Source organism: Priestia megaterium (assembly GCF_023824195.1).
In the GTDB taxonomy this organism is placed as follows: domain Bacteria; phylum Bacillota; class Bacilli; order Bacillales; family Bacillaceae_H; genus Priestia; species Priestia megaterium_D.
On record NZ_CP085442.1, the window covers coordinates 2626970 to 2642373 of the forward strand.

Consider the following 15404-nt stretch of genomic DNA (forward strand, 5'->3'; position numbering starts at 1 on the left):
CAACTTATTTCATACGCATAAGCAGTAAAAATGAAAATATATGTTTTTTAGTTTACATAAAAATATTATAAGTAATTAGCGATAACCCGATTTCCGAAACGCGTCGTATACCGTATCCTCTTGAAGTTTTTCAAGATAAACGTTCGTTGTAGCAATAGAAGAGTGCCCTACTACTTGCTTCACAACCGCAAGCGGAACGTCATTAGCTAAACTGTTTGTAATAAAGGTATGACGAAACCAATGAGGAGAAATAGACGCGTTTCCTTTTACTTTATAAACAGCTGATTTAATCGTTCGATACAACGTTGTATAGGATAATCGCTTCTTTTCGCCGGTACGATAGTACTCTTTAATGGAATAAAAAAGCGGTTCGGTGTCAAAAGGACTTAGTTCAGTGCTTTCATTTAACGCTTGCCGGTAAGTGAAAAGCGTTTCTTTCACATCATCAAACACGGGAATAGTTCGTTCTTTTTTTCCTTTACCAATCACATCTACAACCAAATTTCCGCGGCGGTCTTCGCGGAAGCTTCCCCAATTTAAACTCAGCAGTTCACTTGAACGCATTCCACTCATATACAAAAGCATTCCCATTAAGCGATTACGCGCTTTGAATTCCTTTTCATGCTGGCGAATGCGCACGACTGATTCTAACGCATTTACAATCACCTGGGCTTCGCGGTCGGTTAACTCTCGGTACTCGGTGCGATTTTGTTTTTCCTTGTCGCTGTAATGTCCTTTTGCAATAGATGGTTTTTCAATCCACGTGGTATACAGCGAAGGATAAAAATGAGTAGCGTGTCCAAACTCTAGCATTCTTCTAAAAAATTCCAGTTTTCTTGCAGCGGTGCGATTTGCATATTGATTCATCATTTCTTCATTAAATAATTTGACTTCCATAAATCCAATCGATTTTAATGCAATCTCTCGTTCATAGAAAAAAGACAGAATCGTTTTCATGTCTTGATTATAAGATCTGATCGTATGAGGAGAAAGTGATTTTTTGATAATACGCATCGAAAAAAAGAGCTGAATAAATTCTTCATCTGAAACGTGCTTTAAATTCAAGTTATTATCTTCATCTAGCAACTCTGCCTCTTCCCACTGCTCTTTAAGCTGGCGAAACGAATTTTTCGCAGGCGACAATTCAAATTCTTCCATTTTACCCCTCCTAATTATTAAAAACAAAGGAATCCCTTTTAAACAAACCAGAATGAAGTATAATGAAATTTTATCAATTTGCAACAAATACCATTAAAAGTTTTTAAAAACCTCCCAAAACTCAATTTAGAAAGTCATTTTTTTAAGATTTTAATGCAGACATCCATTATATGTAAAATTAATTCTGTTTTCTGCTTATTTCTCTACTTTATCATATGAACGCTTGATAAGGAAGAGTTATCTTGCGTTAGTTAAGTAAAGGATTTTAATTGTGTTAGACAGCAATGTTTTGGGAATACTATTAGGAGTTTAGGTAATAATTGGAGATACCGATTTTGGATAATCAGAAAAGTAGATTGACGTCATCAGAAATTACAAGTTTATGGACACAATACATCCAAGACACCATGTCTGTTTGTATTAGTAAATATGTGTTAGCAAAGGTTAAAGATCCTGAGGTTTATTCTCTTTTTGAATTTACTTTAGAACTGGCTGAAAAACATTTGCACATGCTTAGAGATATTTTTAAAGCTGAAAAATTAGATTTGCCGATTGGCTTTACTGATAAAGATGTAAATCTAGATGCTCCTCCTTTGTTTACGGACACCTTTTGGTTAGTATATATACACGAAATGACTATGCATGGATTAGCTGGATATAGTATATCTTTTAGTGTTTCAGCACGCAAAGATATACGTGACCATTATTATCAATGCAATATTGATGCGATGGATCTTTATAATAAATCTATTGAAATTCTTATATCGAAAGGTATTTATCAACGATCTCCCTACTTTTCTAAAACAGAAAGAGGTCACTTGATTACAGAATGGGGATATGTTATGGACCTATTCGGAGACAAAAGACAGCTGAACTCAATGGAAGCTGGAAATATTTATTTTAACTTAAAAAAGAGTATTGCAGCTAAAGCGCTTGTGAATGGCTTCAAACAGGTAACGAAAAATAAAGATATCCATAGCTTTATGGAGGAATGTTTGCACACAGCCAGTAAGAATATAAACATTTTTTCTTCCTTACTTCAACAAGAAAACCTGCAGTCTCCGCGCTTGTTGGATGCTGAAATTACAAATTCTGACGTAGCCCCTTTTTCTGATAAACTAATGGTATTTCATGCGGGATTTTTGTTTCATTTAGCTACTACATATTATGCTGCAGCTATGATAACTAGTATGAGAATAGACGTAGCCGGACATTGTGATGCTTCTATTTTAAGGGATTTAAAAACCATCTCTTCTTTTGGGCGAATAATGATCAAAAAAGGATGGATAGAAAAACTGCCAAGAGCAGATGATCGGAAAGAATTATCTTAATATCCTGCGAACTTATCTGTAAATAAAAAACATCACGCTCTGTGTGATGTTTTTTAAAGTGATTCAATTTTAGTCAGGTGCAGCTGTTTATTGCTGTAGGAAACGGTATAGGTTCGATAATACTCTTTTTCCTGACTTTGACCGTTCGTTGTAATTGAAATGACTTCTTTCGTTTGGATTGTATAGACCGCTTCGCCCTCTTCTTCACTCACAGATTCCACGTCTAATACCGAATAATCAACGAGCTCTTCTCGAATGTCTCTTTCATACAGCATTTTCACAAGCTGCTTTTGATCATTCCACAAAACACTATCCCGCTGGATATAAGGCTGTACGTGTTCAAATTTATTCGTGTTAATGGACTTTGTTAAATCTCGCAAATAATGTTCAATAAAAATATCCGCTGTTTCTTGATCAACTTTTTGGATGCTTTTTAAATTAAAATCTTTTTCTTCCTTCTCTTCTTTTTCTTTTTTATCTTCTTTAAAATCGTCGATTCGCTGAGAGCTGTTTTTGCTAATGGCATACTTTGTATTGTTCTCTTTGAAAACCAAGATTTCTTCCTTTTCCCCTTTTTCATTTGTACGGGTTGTTTCGCCTTGGTATGAAATATCACTAGAAGGATTAATTGACTTCACGTATTCGATATATTCATCGGCCGTAATGTTGAGGTATTTTTGATGATAGGTAACTTCATCCCATTCATTTAACTTCCAGTGCTTATTAACGTATTTAAAATTCATGTAAATGGTCAGTCCGCCGCTTCCTTCTTTACTAATTGGCTCAATAGCCGAGACCGAAAATTGCCCAGCATGATTGTTAATAAGTTCAAATCGAATAAGATGAGTTACATCAGGAAAAAAGCTCATATTGCATTCTTTGCAGTAATAATTAGTAGAGATACTTTTTAACTTTGTTGCAATTAAAGATGATGTTGCATATGGCGTTAACGCTTTTTTTAGCGTTTCGTAATCAGCAGGATTAGATTCATTTTCCCATTCATACTCTTCGCCTAATTCTTTATAGGTACTTGAAATTTTGTTCATCGTCTCAACCGCAGTTTTTTCTGCTTTTTTTTCTGATACAAGATCAGGCGGAAGAGATGACTTAGCTTGATCTTTTGGGATCACTTCATCTGAGGAAGGTTCAGTTGGTTTGGATAACTTAACTGTTTCTTTTTCTTCACAGGCTGTCAAAACCATTAGCAGCAGTAGAACGAATGCAATCGTCCATTTTTTATGCATAAGGTGTCCTCCTCAATGCCGAATTTAGTCTGTTTTTTAAAATGATCTTTAATTCTCAAACGTATCGAGCACGTAATCACCGCTTGGAATTCCCCACTTTGCCTTTTTGCTTTGATCTGTTTTAGCAAGTAATGAAATGGAATTTTCTTTGAGCGTAATGACAATTGTTCCTTTATTTCCTTGTCCATCATTTTCATATTTAATGGCTGCTTGGTTATTTTCAAAGCGAATATTTTTTTGTTCAACGGTTGACACGCGGATTTTGCTAGGTGGCTGGTACGAATTTATTTTAATCGTTGCTTCCGAGTTGGATGTAGCAAGAAATTGAATGATAGGAGATCCGTTATCATTGCCAGTGGTCCATTTTCCATCGTAGTCGTGTAAATCTGTTGTTTGTGTAGTGGGAGTTTCAGTGCTTGCATTTGGTTTAGATGAAAAGTCAAATGGTTCTACACTCGATAACTTTAACGTATCGTTTTGATAAACGGCTGTATAAAGGCGGTCACAAATTTTAGTATAAGGATCTTTACCCGGCTGCTTTAATAAGCTTTCTTCGTGGGTTTGTATTTTGAACACATGGTTAGGTTCTTCATACCAATTGACAATATGAAACGTTTGCTTCTTCTGCTCGATGCCTTGGCGTGTGAAATTTTCAACAAGAAGGTTCTGCTCTTTATAAAAAGAACTGTCCGCTTTCAAAAAAGCTTTTAGATCATCAAAGGAGTTTTGATCAACTGCTTTTCCAAACGCTGAAAAGTAATCAGTCATCCAGGCTGTAATAAATTTTCCGCTCATTGCTTCTTTATTTAAATCAATCGATTGAATGCTTTCCACCTGTGTTTTTGGTTCATTTAGTACTTTTTTTGCATCTTTTTCTACTATCATTGTATTTCCGTCTTTTATTGTCTCTTCTTGCTGACAGGCTGATAACAGAATAGATGAAACAACCGTGATCGTGATAATGATTGTATTACGTTTGTTCATCATAATTGCCCCTTCTTTATCTAATATAAATGTATGTATATTCTTCCAACAAACAGACCTAGTATATCATTCTACAAAAAAACGCTCAACCCTTTAATTTCACAAGAAAAACGGCTTGCCTTTACAGCGAGCCGTTTTTCCTCCTATTTAATGGATGCTTCTTGATACGAATTGGCTGCTTCTTTTTTGAGCTGTCTAGAACCATAAAAGACATAGTAAATAATTGAAAGAAGGAAAATTCCAAGAATCACATAAATTAAAGGTAGAGAAACGCCAAACAGCATTAAATTTGTTGTAAGAACACTGTATTTTATGATGCTGTACAAGCATAGAATCCCTAATACTAAGGCAATGCTTGGCACTACCGGGTATTTCACTTTAAAAGGACGGGATAAGTTAGGTTCTTTTTTGCGTAAAATAAAAAGAGAAACTAAACTGATGCAGTACATCATCATTGCTCCGAACACGGATAAGATAATAAGTGCATTGGCAAACGTTGCAGATCCTGCACAAATCACGCCGATTGCTCCCGGAATCAACAAACCGCCAACAGGAACTCCTTTTTTATTCGTTTTAGCAAGAAATTTAGGAAAGTAACCATCTCGTGCAAGCGCATAGGTTTGTCTTGAAAAACCCATGATGATTCCATTTAAACTAGCAATCAATCCGAATAATCCAATAATAGCAACAACGGTTGAAATGCCGTTTCCGTATACAGAAGACAGTGCCTGTGGAAGTGGATAATCGGCTAGCTTTCCGCTGCCTCCGCCAAGTCCTGCTGTTACAAATAGTGTAAACAACGTTGCGGTTGCTAGAGTAATAATCGCTCCAATAAATCCTTTAGGAATGTTTTTCTTAGGATTTTCCACTTCTTCCGCTGCCATTGCTCCCCCTTCTATTGCCAGATAAAACCAAACAGCGAATGGAATAGCTGCTAGTACTCCTGTTGAACCATTAATAAATGAATGATCATTAAAAATATTTGATGTTTGTACATGAGGCAAACCAGCGACATAAAAAATAGATAAACCAATTAGTGCAACAATGGTAGCTGTAAGCTCAATCACCGCTACTTCTTTTACCCCGATTAAATTTAGTAAAATAAAGAAAATAAAAGCGCCTACCGTTGCGTATACAGGGTTAACGGCTGGAATAAGAAAGTGCAGGTATGCTCCTGTTGATACGGCAATAGCAGGAGGAGCAAAAATAAATTCAAGCAAACATGCGATTCCTGCAATATATCCGCCAAAAGGTCCAAGTGCTCTTCTTGCATAAGCTGAAGGTCCGCCGGCTTGTGGGATAGATGTTGAAAGCTCTGCATAACTGAACATAAACGTTGTGTAAAACACGGTTACAATTAAGGTTGCGATTGCAAGTCCAATAATTCCGCCTTGTTCAAACCCGTAATTCCACCCAAAGTATTGTCCTGAAATAACCATACCAACTGAAATAGCCCATAAATGAATAGGTTTTAATTGTTTTTGTAACGCCATGTCTTCTCCTCCTTTTGATGTTTAGACAATAAGATGTACGCCGCTTGTTTGCTGCGTGATCATTTTATCAATCATGGTACCGATATGTGCGGCTGCCTCAATAGGAGGCGTCCCTCTTTTATGAATATTAGAAATAACCATACGATCAGACTCTTTTTTCCCTTTATTAGGTTCATAGCACATGTAAGCACTCATTGATTCAGCACTTACCAGTCCAGGTCGCTCTCCAATCAATAGCACAAGTGCTTTTGGCTTTATGATCTCACCAATTTCATCCATACAGGCAACTCGTCCTCCTTTTACAAAAAATGAAGTACCGATACGAAGTCCATATGACTGCAGGGAGTCAATTAAAGCTGGATACACGTCGCTTATGTTTTCTTCGATTGCCTTGGCGCTCAGTCCATCTGAGACTACTACTTGTACATCAGGCTGCTGCACGCAGTTTTTAAAAATTTCTTTCTTAGCGTTATCTGCTAATAATCTTCCTTGATCCGGCCGTTTTAAATAATGTTCTTTTGACTCCACGCGTGTATTCACAGAGAAAAGGTTAAACTCAGCTAAAATATCTTCTGAAACTGCTCCATATACAGAATCTACGGCTGCAGCATGATCCGTACGAAAAGATAAAACGTCTTTTGTTAGCGGCCTTGTTCCTGTACGGCCGACACCTATGCGGGCAGGGGTAAATTGTTTAAGTGTTTCAAGCGGATCGCGATTTGACTTTGGTATCATAGTAAGCACCTTCCTTAAATCAAATTCATAAAAATAGTTGGGTCTCCGGCTCTTGATGTAAAGCGTCCGTTTTCCATAATACGCTGATCTTCAAGCCACTTTTGAAATAACGGCGTTGGGGTACGGCCTAACACATTGCGTACCGTTGCGATGTCATGATAACTAAGAGACTGGTAGTTTAGCATGCAGTCATCAGCCATGGGCACTCCTATTACAAAGTTCACTCCAGCTGTTCCCAAAAGCATACTTAAATTATCCATGTCATTTTGATCAGCATCCATGTGGTTGGTGTAACATACGTCTACTCCCATAGGCAGGCCGTGCAATTTGCCCATAAAATGATCTTCTAACCCAGCTCGTAGAACTTGTTTGCTGTTATATAAGTATTCAGGTCCAATAAATCCAACAACTGTGTTAACTAAGAAAGGCTTGTAGTGACGAGCTAAGCCGTAGCATCTAGCTTCGAGCGTTACTTGATCAATGGTATAGTGAGCTTCGGCTGATAGTTCAGAACCTTGTCCTGTTTCAAAATACCAGCGGTTTGGACCTTTTGCCGTCCCTTTTTCATGAATTAGCGCTGTCGCTTCATCGAGCATAGACAGTGAAATGCCAAATGAGTCATTACCGGCTTCTGTGCCTGCTAAACTTTGAAAAATCAAGTCAGCAGATGCTCCTTTTTCGATTGCTCTCATCTGACTCGTCACATGTGATAACACACAGTTTTGAGTAGGGATTGACCATTCATTGATTATATTTTTTGTTTCATTTAAAAGCGCGTAGATATTATCCGTGGTGTCAATAACAGGGTTAATTCCGATAACCGCATCCCCAATTCCATAGCTTAATGCTTCGTATAGAGATGCTCTCATTCCCTTTAAGTTATCTGAAGGATGATTAGGCTGGGCTCTAGAAGCCAATACTCCTTTTTGGCCGATAGTCGTTTGACAAGTAGTTTGCACTTCTATCTTGGCAGCTCCTTGAATTAAATCTAAATTGGACATAATTTTAGTAGCCGCCGCAATCATTTCGCTGCTTAATCCTTTGCCAAGTGCAAGAAGGTCTTCTCCGCTATGCTGATCGGATAAAATATATTCTCTTAAATCCCCTACTGTCCAATTTTTAATAATGTCGTAAACAGATGAATCAATCTGACTTTCGATTAATGCCGAGACATTGTCTTCATCTGCACTGAGCAGCGGGTAGTTTCGAATATCAGCAAGTGTGATATCAGCTAGAACCTGTTTGGCAGCCATTCGTTCTTTCATTGACTCAGCGCTAACTCCCGCTAGCTGATCTCCAGAACGTTCTTCGTTTGCTTTGGCCATGATTTCTTTTAAGCTATAAAATGAAAATGTTTCTCCTAACAATCGGCTAGTTTTAAACATCGTTTCCTCCTTGTGTGTTTAATTGATTATGATGAAAAAGCGAGCGTTTTAACGGAAACGGAGATCGCTTCTCCAGCTACTGGTAACCCTAGATCAATGTAATCTCCGTGTGTAAAATCAATTTGATCTAAACAAATAATTTCTAACTCTTTCCTCTGTTTAGCTAATGCTTGTCCTAAAGCTTTTGCAATATCTTGTTCGCATAAAACAATGAGGCATTTAGCTCCTTTAAAACAAGCAATAAATTCAGCGCTTATTATTTTTGCTAATTCTTGAAGCATCTTATAGCTGCAGTAAGGAAAATGAGATAAAGCAATAGCAGCGGGGGGATCTTCTGCGCTGAAAATAGTTGAAGCCTGTATACATGCCGCTCGAGCTCTTTTTTGAAACAGCTGTGTATTCCATTCCTCCTCTTGCTGTACGGCTATCTCTATAATCGGAATATTTTTTAGCGGCAGCCGTTTAGATCCGATGTATACGGTTGATCCGCTAACTTCTGTATTTTGCATGCCAGCCCCAATGACAGTAGCGCGCGTTGTTTCAGCGGCTTGATATACGTGTATGGATTGAAAGTGATATGCTAGCAAGGGACCGATGTCTCCGTGTATAGATACTTCTTTCACTGTTGTTGGCTTTTGCTTCTCCATCATTGCTCCTACTCCTCCTGAAACCATGATCGTTTCGGGGTGTATAGAAGATCTTGTATGAGGAGAAACGAGCAGCGAGGTATTTTGATTCCGCGCTTTTACATAATTTACGGTTTCTTCAGCTAGTAATTGACAGATAGACGAGAGCTTTTCAAATGTTGCTTTATCACCTTCTTGAAGCATCAAAGAATTATTTTTTAAAAATTCAGTTAAATGAGACGAAACGTAGGTAACAAGACCGTCTTCGTTTAGTCGAATTAATCTCCCGCCTACATGCAGTGTAAACGTTTCTATCACTTTTCCATTTTGACATAAAGCGATGTTAGCAGTGCCTCCTCCTACATCAATATTGGCAATTATTGCATTTGTTTCAGCAGAACGTTCGATTGCTCCTGATCCTTTTGCTGCTAATATTCCTTCCAAGTCAGCGCCGGCTGTTGCAACAACAAAATCCCCAGCATGTTCGGCTAGATAGTGAACGATACTTTCTGCATTTTGCTTTCTAGCAGTTTCTCCTGTAATGATCACAGCACCTGCCTCCACTTGATCTAAGGAGATTCCTGCATTCTTATACTCTTGTTCTAGTAGTACCGTTAATCTTTGAACATCGATTTCAACATCGTTTAGCATAGGGGTGGTATAGATAGAACTTGCATACGTCACGCGACGATCAATAATTTGACAGCCTGGCAGCGTAAACTGATTTTGTTGATTTGTTATTAACAGCTTGCTTACAATCAGTTTTGTCGTGCTTGTTCCAATATCTAAACCTATGCTCGTGATCCATTTCTGTAGCATGCTATCAATCCCTTATCTCGTTTGAATATGGTGATTATCATAAAATAGTTTTTTGAATATTTCACTAACTGTGTTATCAAACCTGACACACTTTTGTGTAAACAAAGGCGACAAATGACAAAAAAGACTAAATCTTGGTAGATTTAGTCTTTTTTATTATGAGTGTGATTTAGTTACAATCATTCTTGATGCGGATGGAATTAACAGTGAAAGAATGATTAAGCAGGCTATTAGTGACCCTACCATTGAAATACCGTTCATTGAAAAAGAATACCATAGAGCGGACATGCCCTTTGGCGCATATGATCCCCAGAAAATAATACCCGCAATAAAGTGCCAGAAATACCGTGCGAAGCTGCCGATAATAAGGGATAAAACAATCAAAACAAAAGCTTTTGATCTGTTATTGTTAGCTAAATTTGTTTTAATAGATTGCGAAAAAATACCTCCAAAACCTATAAAAGCAAAAGCCACAATATATTCAATAAATGTTTGTAGCGCTGTTAAAATATAAGCGGTTCCTGTTGCCAACTGCAAAAGCCCCCATAATAGACCAGATAGAGCCCCGCCTTTTACTCCCCAGCGAAAGCACATAATAAAAATGGGCACCATGGAGAACGAAATGCTCACAGCCGTTGCAATCTTAATGGAAGGCAAAAGATCAAGTAGAAGTGCCAATGCTGCAAAAATAGCTATTTCAATTTTAGCCTGTAAAGGTAATGCTTTATTCACGTTTCTCACTCCTGTTTTTGAATCATTCATATCAAACGGTTTACACAGGAGTAAGCAAATATATGCTACTATTCCCACATTCCTACGCTAGCGTTAACTAACAGGTTCGAAGGGTCTGAACAATTTGTTCACTCTCAGCACGGCGGCTCCCCCTGTGGTACGTTCGGATATTTATGTAGTATTATGACATCATTCATTATACCATATGTAACAAAATAGATTCGAGAGATTTCAAAGATGTTTCTATTTTCTGAATCTATTTTTTATAATGACAATCGTTTTAGTATTTGATATACTTCTTTTATGTCAAATGAATATAAAAAACCCTCATCCTAATCGATGAGGTAGAGGTCGCAGTTTTTAATAGTAAAGTAACGGAAATGCAGAGAACATTGAGGATGTTGCTTGAAAGGAAAAATTGCCGAAGTTTAGATCACTTCTCGGTTGATTTAAGCTGGGGCTGTCTCCGAACAGGAACAGAACTGTCACATCATGCAAGTGATGTGAAGAGCTATCTTCACGGAAGGTTGACGCGGTTTTCAGATTTAAAAGCGCGCACATATACTGCGGGCTTTTTTTATGTTATCCCGTCTCTTTCCGTACATTCGAAAGGAGTATTTATCTATGCAAGAGCAGCAAGAATTAAAACGTGGGTTGAAATCTCGCCACTTAACGATGATTTCATTAGGAGGAGCCATTGGAACAGGCTTATTCCTAGCAAGTGGTGGAGCAATTCACACAGCAGGACCTGGGGGAGCGCTTTTAGCTTACGCTATCATTGGCGTCATGGTTTACTTTTTGATGACCAGCCTGGCGGAGCTCGCAGCTTATATGCCTGAAGCTGGTTCGTTTAGTACGTATGCGTCTCGGTTTGTAGATCCATCCTTTGGTTTCGCTCTCGGTTGGAACTATTGGTATAACTGGGCTATTACGATTGCAGCTGAATTATCCGCTGGAGCCCTTATTATGAAATTTTGGTTCCCAAACTCTTCTTCTATTTTATGGAGTGCCCTGTTTTTATTAATTATGTTTGGGCTTAACTACCTTTCTGTAAAAGGATTTGGTGAATCTGAATTTTGGTTTTCGTTAATTAAAGTAGTAACGGTTATCATCTTTTTAGTTATTGGTATTATGATGATTTTTGGTATCTTTAACAATGAAGCACCAGGTTTTAAAAACTTCACGCTTGGTGATGGACCCATTCACGGTGGATTCTTTACTGTCCTAGGTATTTTTATGGCTGCTGGTTTTTCATTCCAAGGAACAGAGTTGCTTGGAGTCGCAGCTGGAGAAAGTGAAGATCCGGAAAAAACGGTTCCTCGCGCAGTTAAACAAGTCTTCTGGCGCATCTTGTTATTTTATATTTTAGCTATTTTTGTTATAGGGATGCTTATTCCATACACAGCGGATTCATTAGCAAGTGATGATGTGCGGGTAAGTCCGTTTACTCTAATATTCGAACGAGCAGGTCTGGCGTTTGCAGCATCGGCTATCAATGCCGTTATTTTAACAGCCGTTTTATCTGCTGGTAACTCAGGTATGTATGCTTCTACGCGTATGCTGTGGAACTTAGCGAAAGATGGAAAAGCACCAAGGTTCTTAGCAAAAGTGAATAAACGAGGCGTTCCGGTTAATGCTTTAATCGCAACGGCACTTGTTGGTACACTTGCATTTGGTGCTTCATTTTTTGGAGACGGTGCGGTATACACATGGTTACTTAACGCTTCGGGTATGTCTGGTTTTATTGCTTGGTTAGGAATTGCAATCAGCCACTATCGTTTTAGAAGAGCATTTGTTGCCCAAGGTCATGATTTGAGTGAACTTCCATACCATGCAAAACTTTTCCCGTTTGGTCCTATCTTTGCCTTTATTTTATGTGCTGTTGTTATTTTAGGTCAAAACTATTCGGCGTTTATGGGTGATTCGATTGACTGGTACGGTGTACTTGTTTCTTATATCGGACTTCCTTTATTCTTAATTGTTTGGTTAGGATACAAATGGACAAAAAAGTCAAAACTTATTCCGTTAAAAGAATGCCAAGTAACAGTGAAAAAATACGAATAAAAAAAGCTCTCTATTCTTTTGAATAGAGAGCTTTTTTTTATGTGATCTGATCAGCAAAATGAAGAGATATATAGGCGGGCTGGTTTTTCATAACAAGCATATAACCTTTGAGGGGACGATTACAGTAATCAGCAGCTTCTATATAATAAATATGCTGAATTAACCTGCTTAAATGGGTTACAAAAGATGGAAGTTGATGAGTAGGAATGCTTTGGATGTAGTCTATGATTTCTTGTTTAGTTTGAAGGCCCGAATGGGTACATTCTAACAGATGAAAAAGCAGATCTGCTGCTATAGTAGATAGTTCAGAATTGTGTTTGATTCTATTCAGCTGGATATGCAGTTCTTTTTTGGACCATCTTTTTGGAATAGCTCTTAGATGATGATATTGAAAATGTGTATTCATGATAGCTAACACCTTTCGTATTAAAATAATAAAACGACTTATTATTTTAATAACCTTTACACATGAAACTAAAACGTTACAATGTGTAAAGGTGTCATACATCTTATAAAATAAGCTGATAAAAAAGCACATCTTGCCATTGATCAAATTTCCAGCCTACTTCTTTAAATTCTCCGCAAAATGTAAAATTAAATTGCTCATGCATTTTGATACTGATATCATTCCCTTTTGTAATCCCTGAAATGACAACGTGATGGTTGAGTTCTTTAGCTAATTCCAAAATCCGCTTCATAAGCAGTTTTCCAATGCCATGCCCCTGTTGATTTTTATCAATATAAATCGATAGCTCTACCGTTTGAATGTACGCTTCTTTATCTCGATAAGAAGAAAGCGAAGCATAGCCCGCTACTAACCCATCTTTTTCCGCGACAATAAGCGGAAAAAGTTCATTGCTAATATGATTATTAAACCAGCTCCTTCTTTGTTCTACTGTTACAGGCGTTAAGTCAAAAGTAGCAGCACTCGTTTGAACAGACTGGTTATAAATTTCAACAAGCATAGGTAAATCTTCTTCTTTAGCATAACGAATGATCATATGTACAAACTCCTTATAGTATAGAATTATCTTTATTTTACTTCTTTTAAGAAACATAATCTACATAAAAAACTGATGTGCGTATGCACATCAGTTATGATTTTGAGCATATTGAAAGGTTTGAAGAACTTGAAGTGTCTCTTTTGTAGAAACGACTGTTGCAAACTCCTCATGCAAAGAAGACAATGCGAATGTATGTACATCTTCTGCAGGAAGCCTTGTTTTTCCATCGTAGGACATACAATCAAAGCAAGCTGTTGCATCGTTTACAACGTACGTCCTGTACCCTAGATTTCCAGCCATGCGGGCAGTTGTAGAGACGCAGTGATTAGTAGTTAGTCCTATTAAGATAAGCGTATCATAGCCATTTGCTTTTAAATAACTGTCTAGCTCTGTTCCAATGAAGCAGCTGTTCACGTGTTTGCGAATTAAGTATTCGTCTTCTTGTGGACCAAATCCTTCTTTGAACTGAAACCCCTTCGAACTTGGGTGTAAAGGAGAATCTGGATTTTCCGATGCATGCTGTACGTGAATGACAGGATAATCTTGGCGCCTCCATGCTTGCAGTAGCGTCAGCATATGTTTTTCTGCATCTAGATTGTTTCTTTCCCCCCACTCGGGTGAATAAAATCCTTCTTGTACATCGATAAGCAGCAGCACTGGCCGGGAACGTAGCATAAGCATCATCTTCTTTCGTCTTTATTTTAAAATGGAAATAACGTATGTGCAGCCATCAGGACCGGCTTTTGAAGAATGAACCGTTTGTTTCGGTAAATGTATCCGATCTCCTGCCTGACATAGAACCGTATCACGTTCAACTGTAAAGTAAATAGATCCTTCAAGTATATGAAGAATTTCATCAGTTGGATGCGTATGAGATGGGTGCGTTTGAAAAGCAATATCGTGCTGTACTTCAACGTATCCAGTATACGCCGGAAGCAGTTCTTTAATTACTTCTTCAAACTTTCCGCCAACTCCTTTTTTAATAGAGGCTTTTTTTACGTCCATGCTGCTCACTCCTTTTTAATTTAAACGGACACTGTCCGGTAGTATAGTTGTTATCATCGTGTAAAAAATATTGCTTCCACTCTCGGTTTCCCTGCTGTCCATACCATCCTAACTCAGGGTGAGCTGATACGTCATCATATGTTTTTAACCGATCGCGGACCACCTTTTGTACGTGCCGCCCCATTTTTGAATCTCCTGTCATACCTTCAAACACCCACCGAGGCTGAAATGTAATCATAAATCCTCTACTCTTACGACTTTTACGTAAAGAATGAGCAGGCGTATTACAGACGACAAAAATAGGTTCTCCGTGAAAGCAAAATTCCCATAATGGATCTTTTGGGTCTTTTGGAATGTCTTGCGGCCATTTCTTTTGATCAATTTGATGAAGAAACGTCAGCGTATCCCAAAACATCGTTTCGTACTCTTCCATTGAACGTTCTTTATGTTCAGGCTTAAAGAATAACACAAAGGATGTATAGCGACCTATAGTCTTAAACGTATCTATGTATTCTCTAAGCGCCGACGCTGCATTCCTAATATCTTGGTAGTTATAAGGAGTAGTCACAAATGAAAAACGCAGTAAATCTTTTTTAAAGCCTTCTACCCCTAATATACAAGGAAATGGATTTTCTTCTGATAATATATCGCTTTGGAAATATTGAAAAGCATCTTTTCCCCAAAACGGGACATGCGTTGACTCTAAAATCTCATTGGCTCGAAAAAGCATTTTTGATGCCATTAAAATCCTCCTTATGGAACTCAACGTTACATGTGTATTAAAGAAAAGAAAGTTTATGAGCATTTTTAACTAAATGCCGCTT

At 37.9% G+C, this 15404-nt stretch carries 15 protein-coding genes and 2 riboswitches; of the genes, 2 read left to right on the plus strand and 13 right to left on the minus strand.

Going from position 1 to position 15404, the window contains the following annotated elements; all coding sequences use genetic code 11:
• Positions 1–75 precede the first annotated feature (75 nt).
• Positions 76–1158 (minus strand): tyrosine-type recombinase/integrase, encoded by a 1083-nt coding sequence (locus LIS78_RS13290; protein ID WP_209149839.1) that lies wholly within the window; start codon positions 1156–1158, stop codon positions 76–78.
• A gap of 335 nt (positions 1159–1493) precedes the next feature.
• On the opposite strand from LIS78_RS13290, the gene LIS78_RS13295 reads away from it, so the two are divergent.
• A complete protein-coding gene (locus LIS78_RS13295) occupies positions 1494–2489 on the plus strand; it encodes a DUF3231 family protein (protein ID WP_252283749.1) in 996 nt (331 codons plus the stop codon).
• 53 nt (positions 2490–2542) lie between these two features.
• On the opposite strand, the gene LIS78_RS13300 is transcribed toward LIS78_RS13295, so the two are convergent.
• The 7 genes from LIS78_RS13300 to thiT all read right to left on the minus strand — a co-directional run bounded on the left by LIS78_RS13300 (position 2543) and on the right by thiT (position 10537).
• On the minus strand, positions 2543–3733 hold the full coding sequence (locus LIS78_RS13300; RefSeq protein WP_195783072.1) for a TcaA NTF2-like domain-containing protein: 1191 nt from the start codon (positions 3731–3733) through the stop codon (positions 2543–2545).
• Positions 3734–3781: 48 nt separating this feature from the next.
• Positions 3782–4717, minus strand: a complete 936-nt coding sequence (locus LIS78_RS13305) for a TcaA NTF2-like domain-containing protein (RefSeq protein ID WP_252283750.1) — start codon at positions 4715–4717, stop codon at positions 3782–3784.
• A gap of 143 nt (positions 4718–4860) precedes the next feature.
• Complete coding sequence (gene eat, locus LIS78_RS13310) at positions 4861–6210, minus strand: ethanolamine permease (protein ID WP_195783070.1); 1350 nt, start codon at positions 6208–6210, stop codon at positions 4861–4863.
• A gap of 21 nt (positions 6211–6231) precedes the next feature.
• A complete protein-coding gene (eutC, locus tag LIS78_RS13315) occupies positions 6232–6945 on the minus strand; it encodes an ethanolamine ammonia-lyase subunit EutC (protein WP_252283751.1) in 714 nt (237 codons plus the stop codon).
• A 14-nt stretch (positions 6946–6959) separates the two neighbouring features.
• Positions 6960–8330: an ethanolamine ammonia-lyase subunit EutB gene (locus LIS78_RS13320; protein WP_252283752.1), complete on the minus strand. Its 1371-nt coding sequence runs from the start codon at positions 8328–8330 to the stop codon at positions 6960–6962.
• Between the two features lie 26 nt (positions 8331–8356).
• Positions 8357–9775 (minus strand): ethanolamine ammonia-lyase reactivating factor EutA, encoded by a 1419-nt coding sequence (locus LIS78_RS13325; protein ID WP_252283753.1) that lies wholly within the window; start codon positions 9773–9775, stop codon positions 8357–8359.
• A 156-nt stretch (positions 9776–9931) separates the two neighbouring features.
• On the minus strand, positions 9932–10537 hold the full coding sequence (thiT, locus tag LIS78_RS13330; RefSeq protein WP_116072837.1) for an energy-coupled thiamine transporter ThiT: 606 nt from the start codon (positions 10535–10537) through the stop codon (positions 9932–9934).
• A gap of 32 nt (positions 10538–10569) precedes the next feature.
• Positions 10570–10670, minus strand: a riboswitch (TPP riboswitch).
• Between the two features lie 174 nt (positions 10671–10844).
• A riboswitch (Lysine riboswitch) is annotated at positions 10845–11029 on the plus strand.
• A gap of 102 nt (positions 11030–11131) precedes the next feature.
• Between thiT and LIS78_RS13335 the strand changes: the two genes are divergently transcribed.
• Entirely contained in the window at positions 11132–12571 is a 1440-nt protein-coding gene (locus LIS78_RS13335; protein WP_013057233.1) for an amino acid permease, read from the plus strand.
• A 37-nt stretch (positions 12572–12608) separates the two neighbouring features.
• On the opposite strand, the gene LIS78_RS13340 is transcribed toward LIS78_RS13335, so the two are convergent.
• The 5 genes from LIS78_RS13340 to LIS78_RS13360 form a co-directional block, all read right to left on the minus strand.
• Positions 12609–12977, minus strand: a complete 369-nt coding sequence (locus tag LIS78_RS13340) for a hypothetical protein (RefSeq protein ID WP_252283754.1) — start codon at positions 12975–12977, stop codon at positions 12609–12611.
• Positions 12978–13080: 103 nt separating this feature from the next.
• Positions 13081–13572: a GNAT family N-acetyltransferase gene (locus LIS78_RS13345; protein WP_195783065.1), complete on the minus strand. Its 492-nt coding sequence runs from the start codon at positions 13570–13572 to the stop codon at positions 13081–13083.
• A 90-nt stretch (positions 13573–13662) separates the two neighbouring features.
• Entirely contained in the window at positions 13663–14250 is a 588-nt protein-coding gene (locus LIS78_RS13350) for a cysteine hydrolase family protein (RefSeq protein ID WP_195783264.1), read from the minus strand.
• A gap of 21 nt (positions 14251–14271) precedes the next feature.
• Positions 14272–14580 carry a cupin domain-containing protein gene (locus tag LIS78_RS13355; protein WP_013057236.1) on the minus strand — a complete coding sequence of 103 codons (309 nt, stop codon included), beginning with the start codon at positions 14578–14580 and terminating at the stop codon, positions 14272–14274.
• Positions 14555–15322 (minus strand): YqcI/YcgG family protein, encoded by a 768-nt coding sequence (locus LIS78_RS13360; protein ID WP_252283755.1) that lies wholly within the window; start codon positions 15320–15322, stop codon positions 14555–14557. The genes LIS78_RS13355 and LIS78_RS13360 overlap by 26 nt, the downstream gene beginning before the upstream one ends.
• Between the last annotated feature and the right edge of the window lie 82 nt (positions 15323–15404).

Bases quoted from the DNA above. Each gene is read 5' to 3' on its own strand.
- thiT (WP_116072837.1), bottom strand. From the start codon at position 10,537: ATGAATGATTCAAAAACAGGAGTGAGAAACGTGAATAAAGCATTACCT.
- LIS78_RS13340 (WP_252283754.1), bottom strand. From the start codon at position 12,977: ATGAATACACATTTTCAATATCATCATCTAAGAGCTATTCCAAAAAGA.
- LIS78_RS13290 (WP_209149839.1), bottom strand. From the start codon at position 1,158: ATGGAAGAATTTGAATTGTCGCCTGCGAAAAATTCGTTTCGCCAGCTT.
- LIS78_RS13345 (WP_195783065.1), bottom strand. From the start codon at position 13,572: ATGATCATTCGTTATGCTAAAGAAGAAGATTTACCTATGCTTGTTGAA.
- LIS78_RS13300 (WP_195783072.1), bottom strand. From the start codon at position 3,733: ATGCATAAAAAATGGACGATTGCATTCGTTCTACTGCTGCTAATGGTT.
- eutC (WP_252283751.1), bottom strand. From the start codon at position 6,945: ATGATACCAAAGTCAAATCGCGATCCGCTTGAAACACTTAAACAATTT.
- LIS78_RS13350 (WP_195783264.1), bottom strand. From the start codon at position 14,250: ATGCTACGTTCCCGGCCAGTGCTGCTGCTTATCGATGTACAAGAAGGA.
- LIS78_RS13305 (WP_252283750.1), bottom strand. From the start codon at position 4,717: ATGAACAAACGTAATACAATCATTATCACGATCACGGTTGTTTCATCT.
- eat (WP_195783070.1), bottom strand. From the start codon at position 6,210: ATGGCGTTACAAAAACAATTAAAACCTATTCATTTATGGGCTATTTCA.
- LIS78_RS13355 (WP_013057236.1), bottom strand. From the start codon at position 14,580: ATGGACGTAAAAAAAGCCTCTATTAAAAAAGGAGTTGGCGGAAAGTTT.
- LIS78_RS13325 (WP_252283753.1), bottom strand. From the start codon at position 9,775: ATGCTACAGAAATGGATCACGAGCATAGGTTTAGATATTGGAACAAGC.
- LIS78_RS13320 (WP_252283752.1), bottom strand. From the start codon at position 8,330: ATGTTTAAAACTAGCCGATTGTTAGGAGAAACATTTTCATTTTATAGC.
- LIS78_RS13335 (WP_013057233.1), top strand. From the start codon at position 11,132: ATGCAAGAGCAGCAAGAATTAAAACGTGGGTTGAAATCTCGCCACTTA.
- LIS78_RS13360 (WP_252283755.1), bottom strand. From the start codon at position 15,322: ATGGCATCAAAAATGCTTTTTCGAGCCAATGAGATTTTAGAGTCAACG.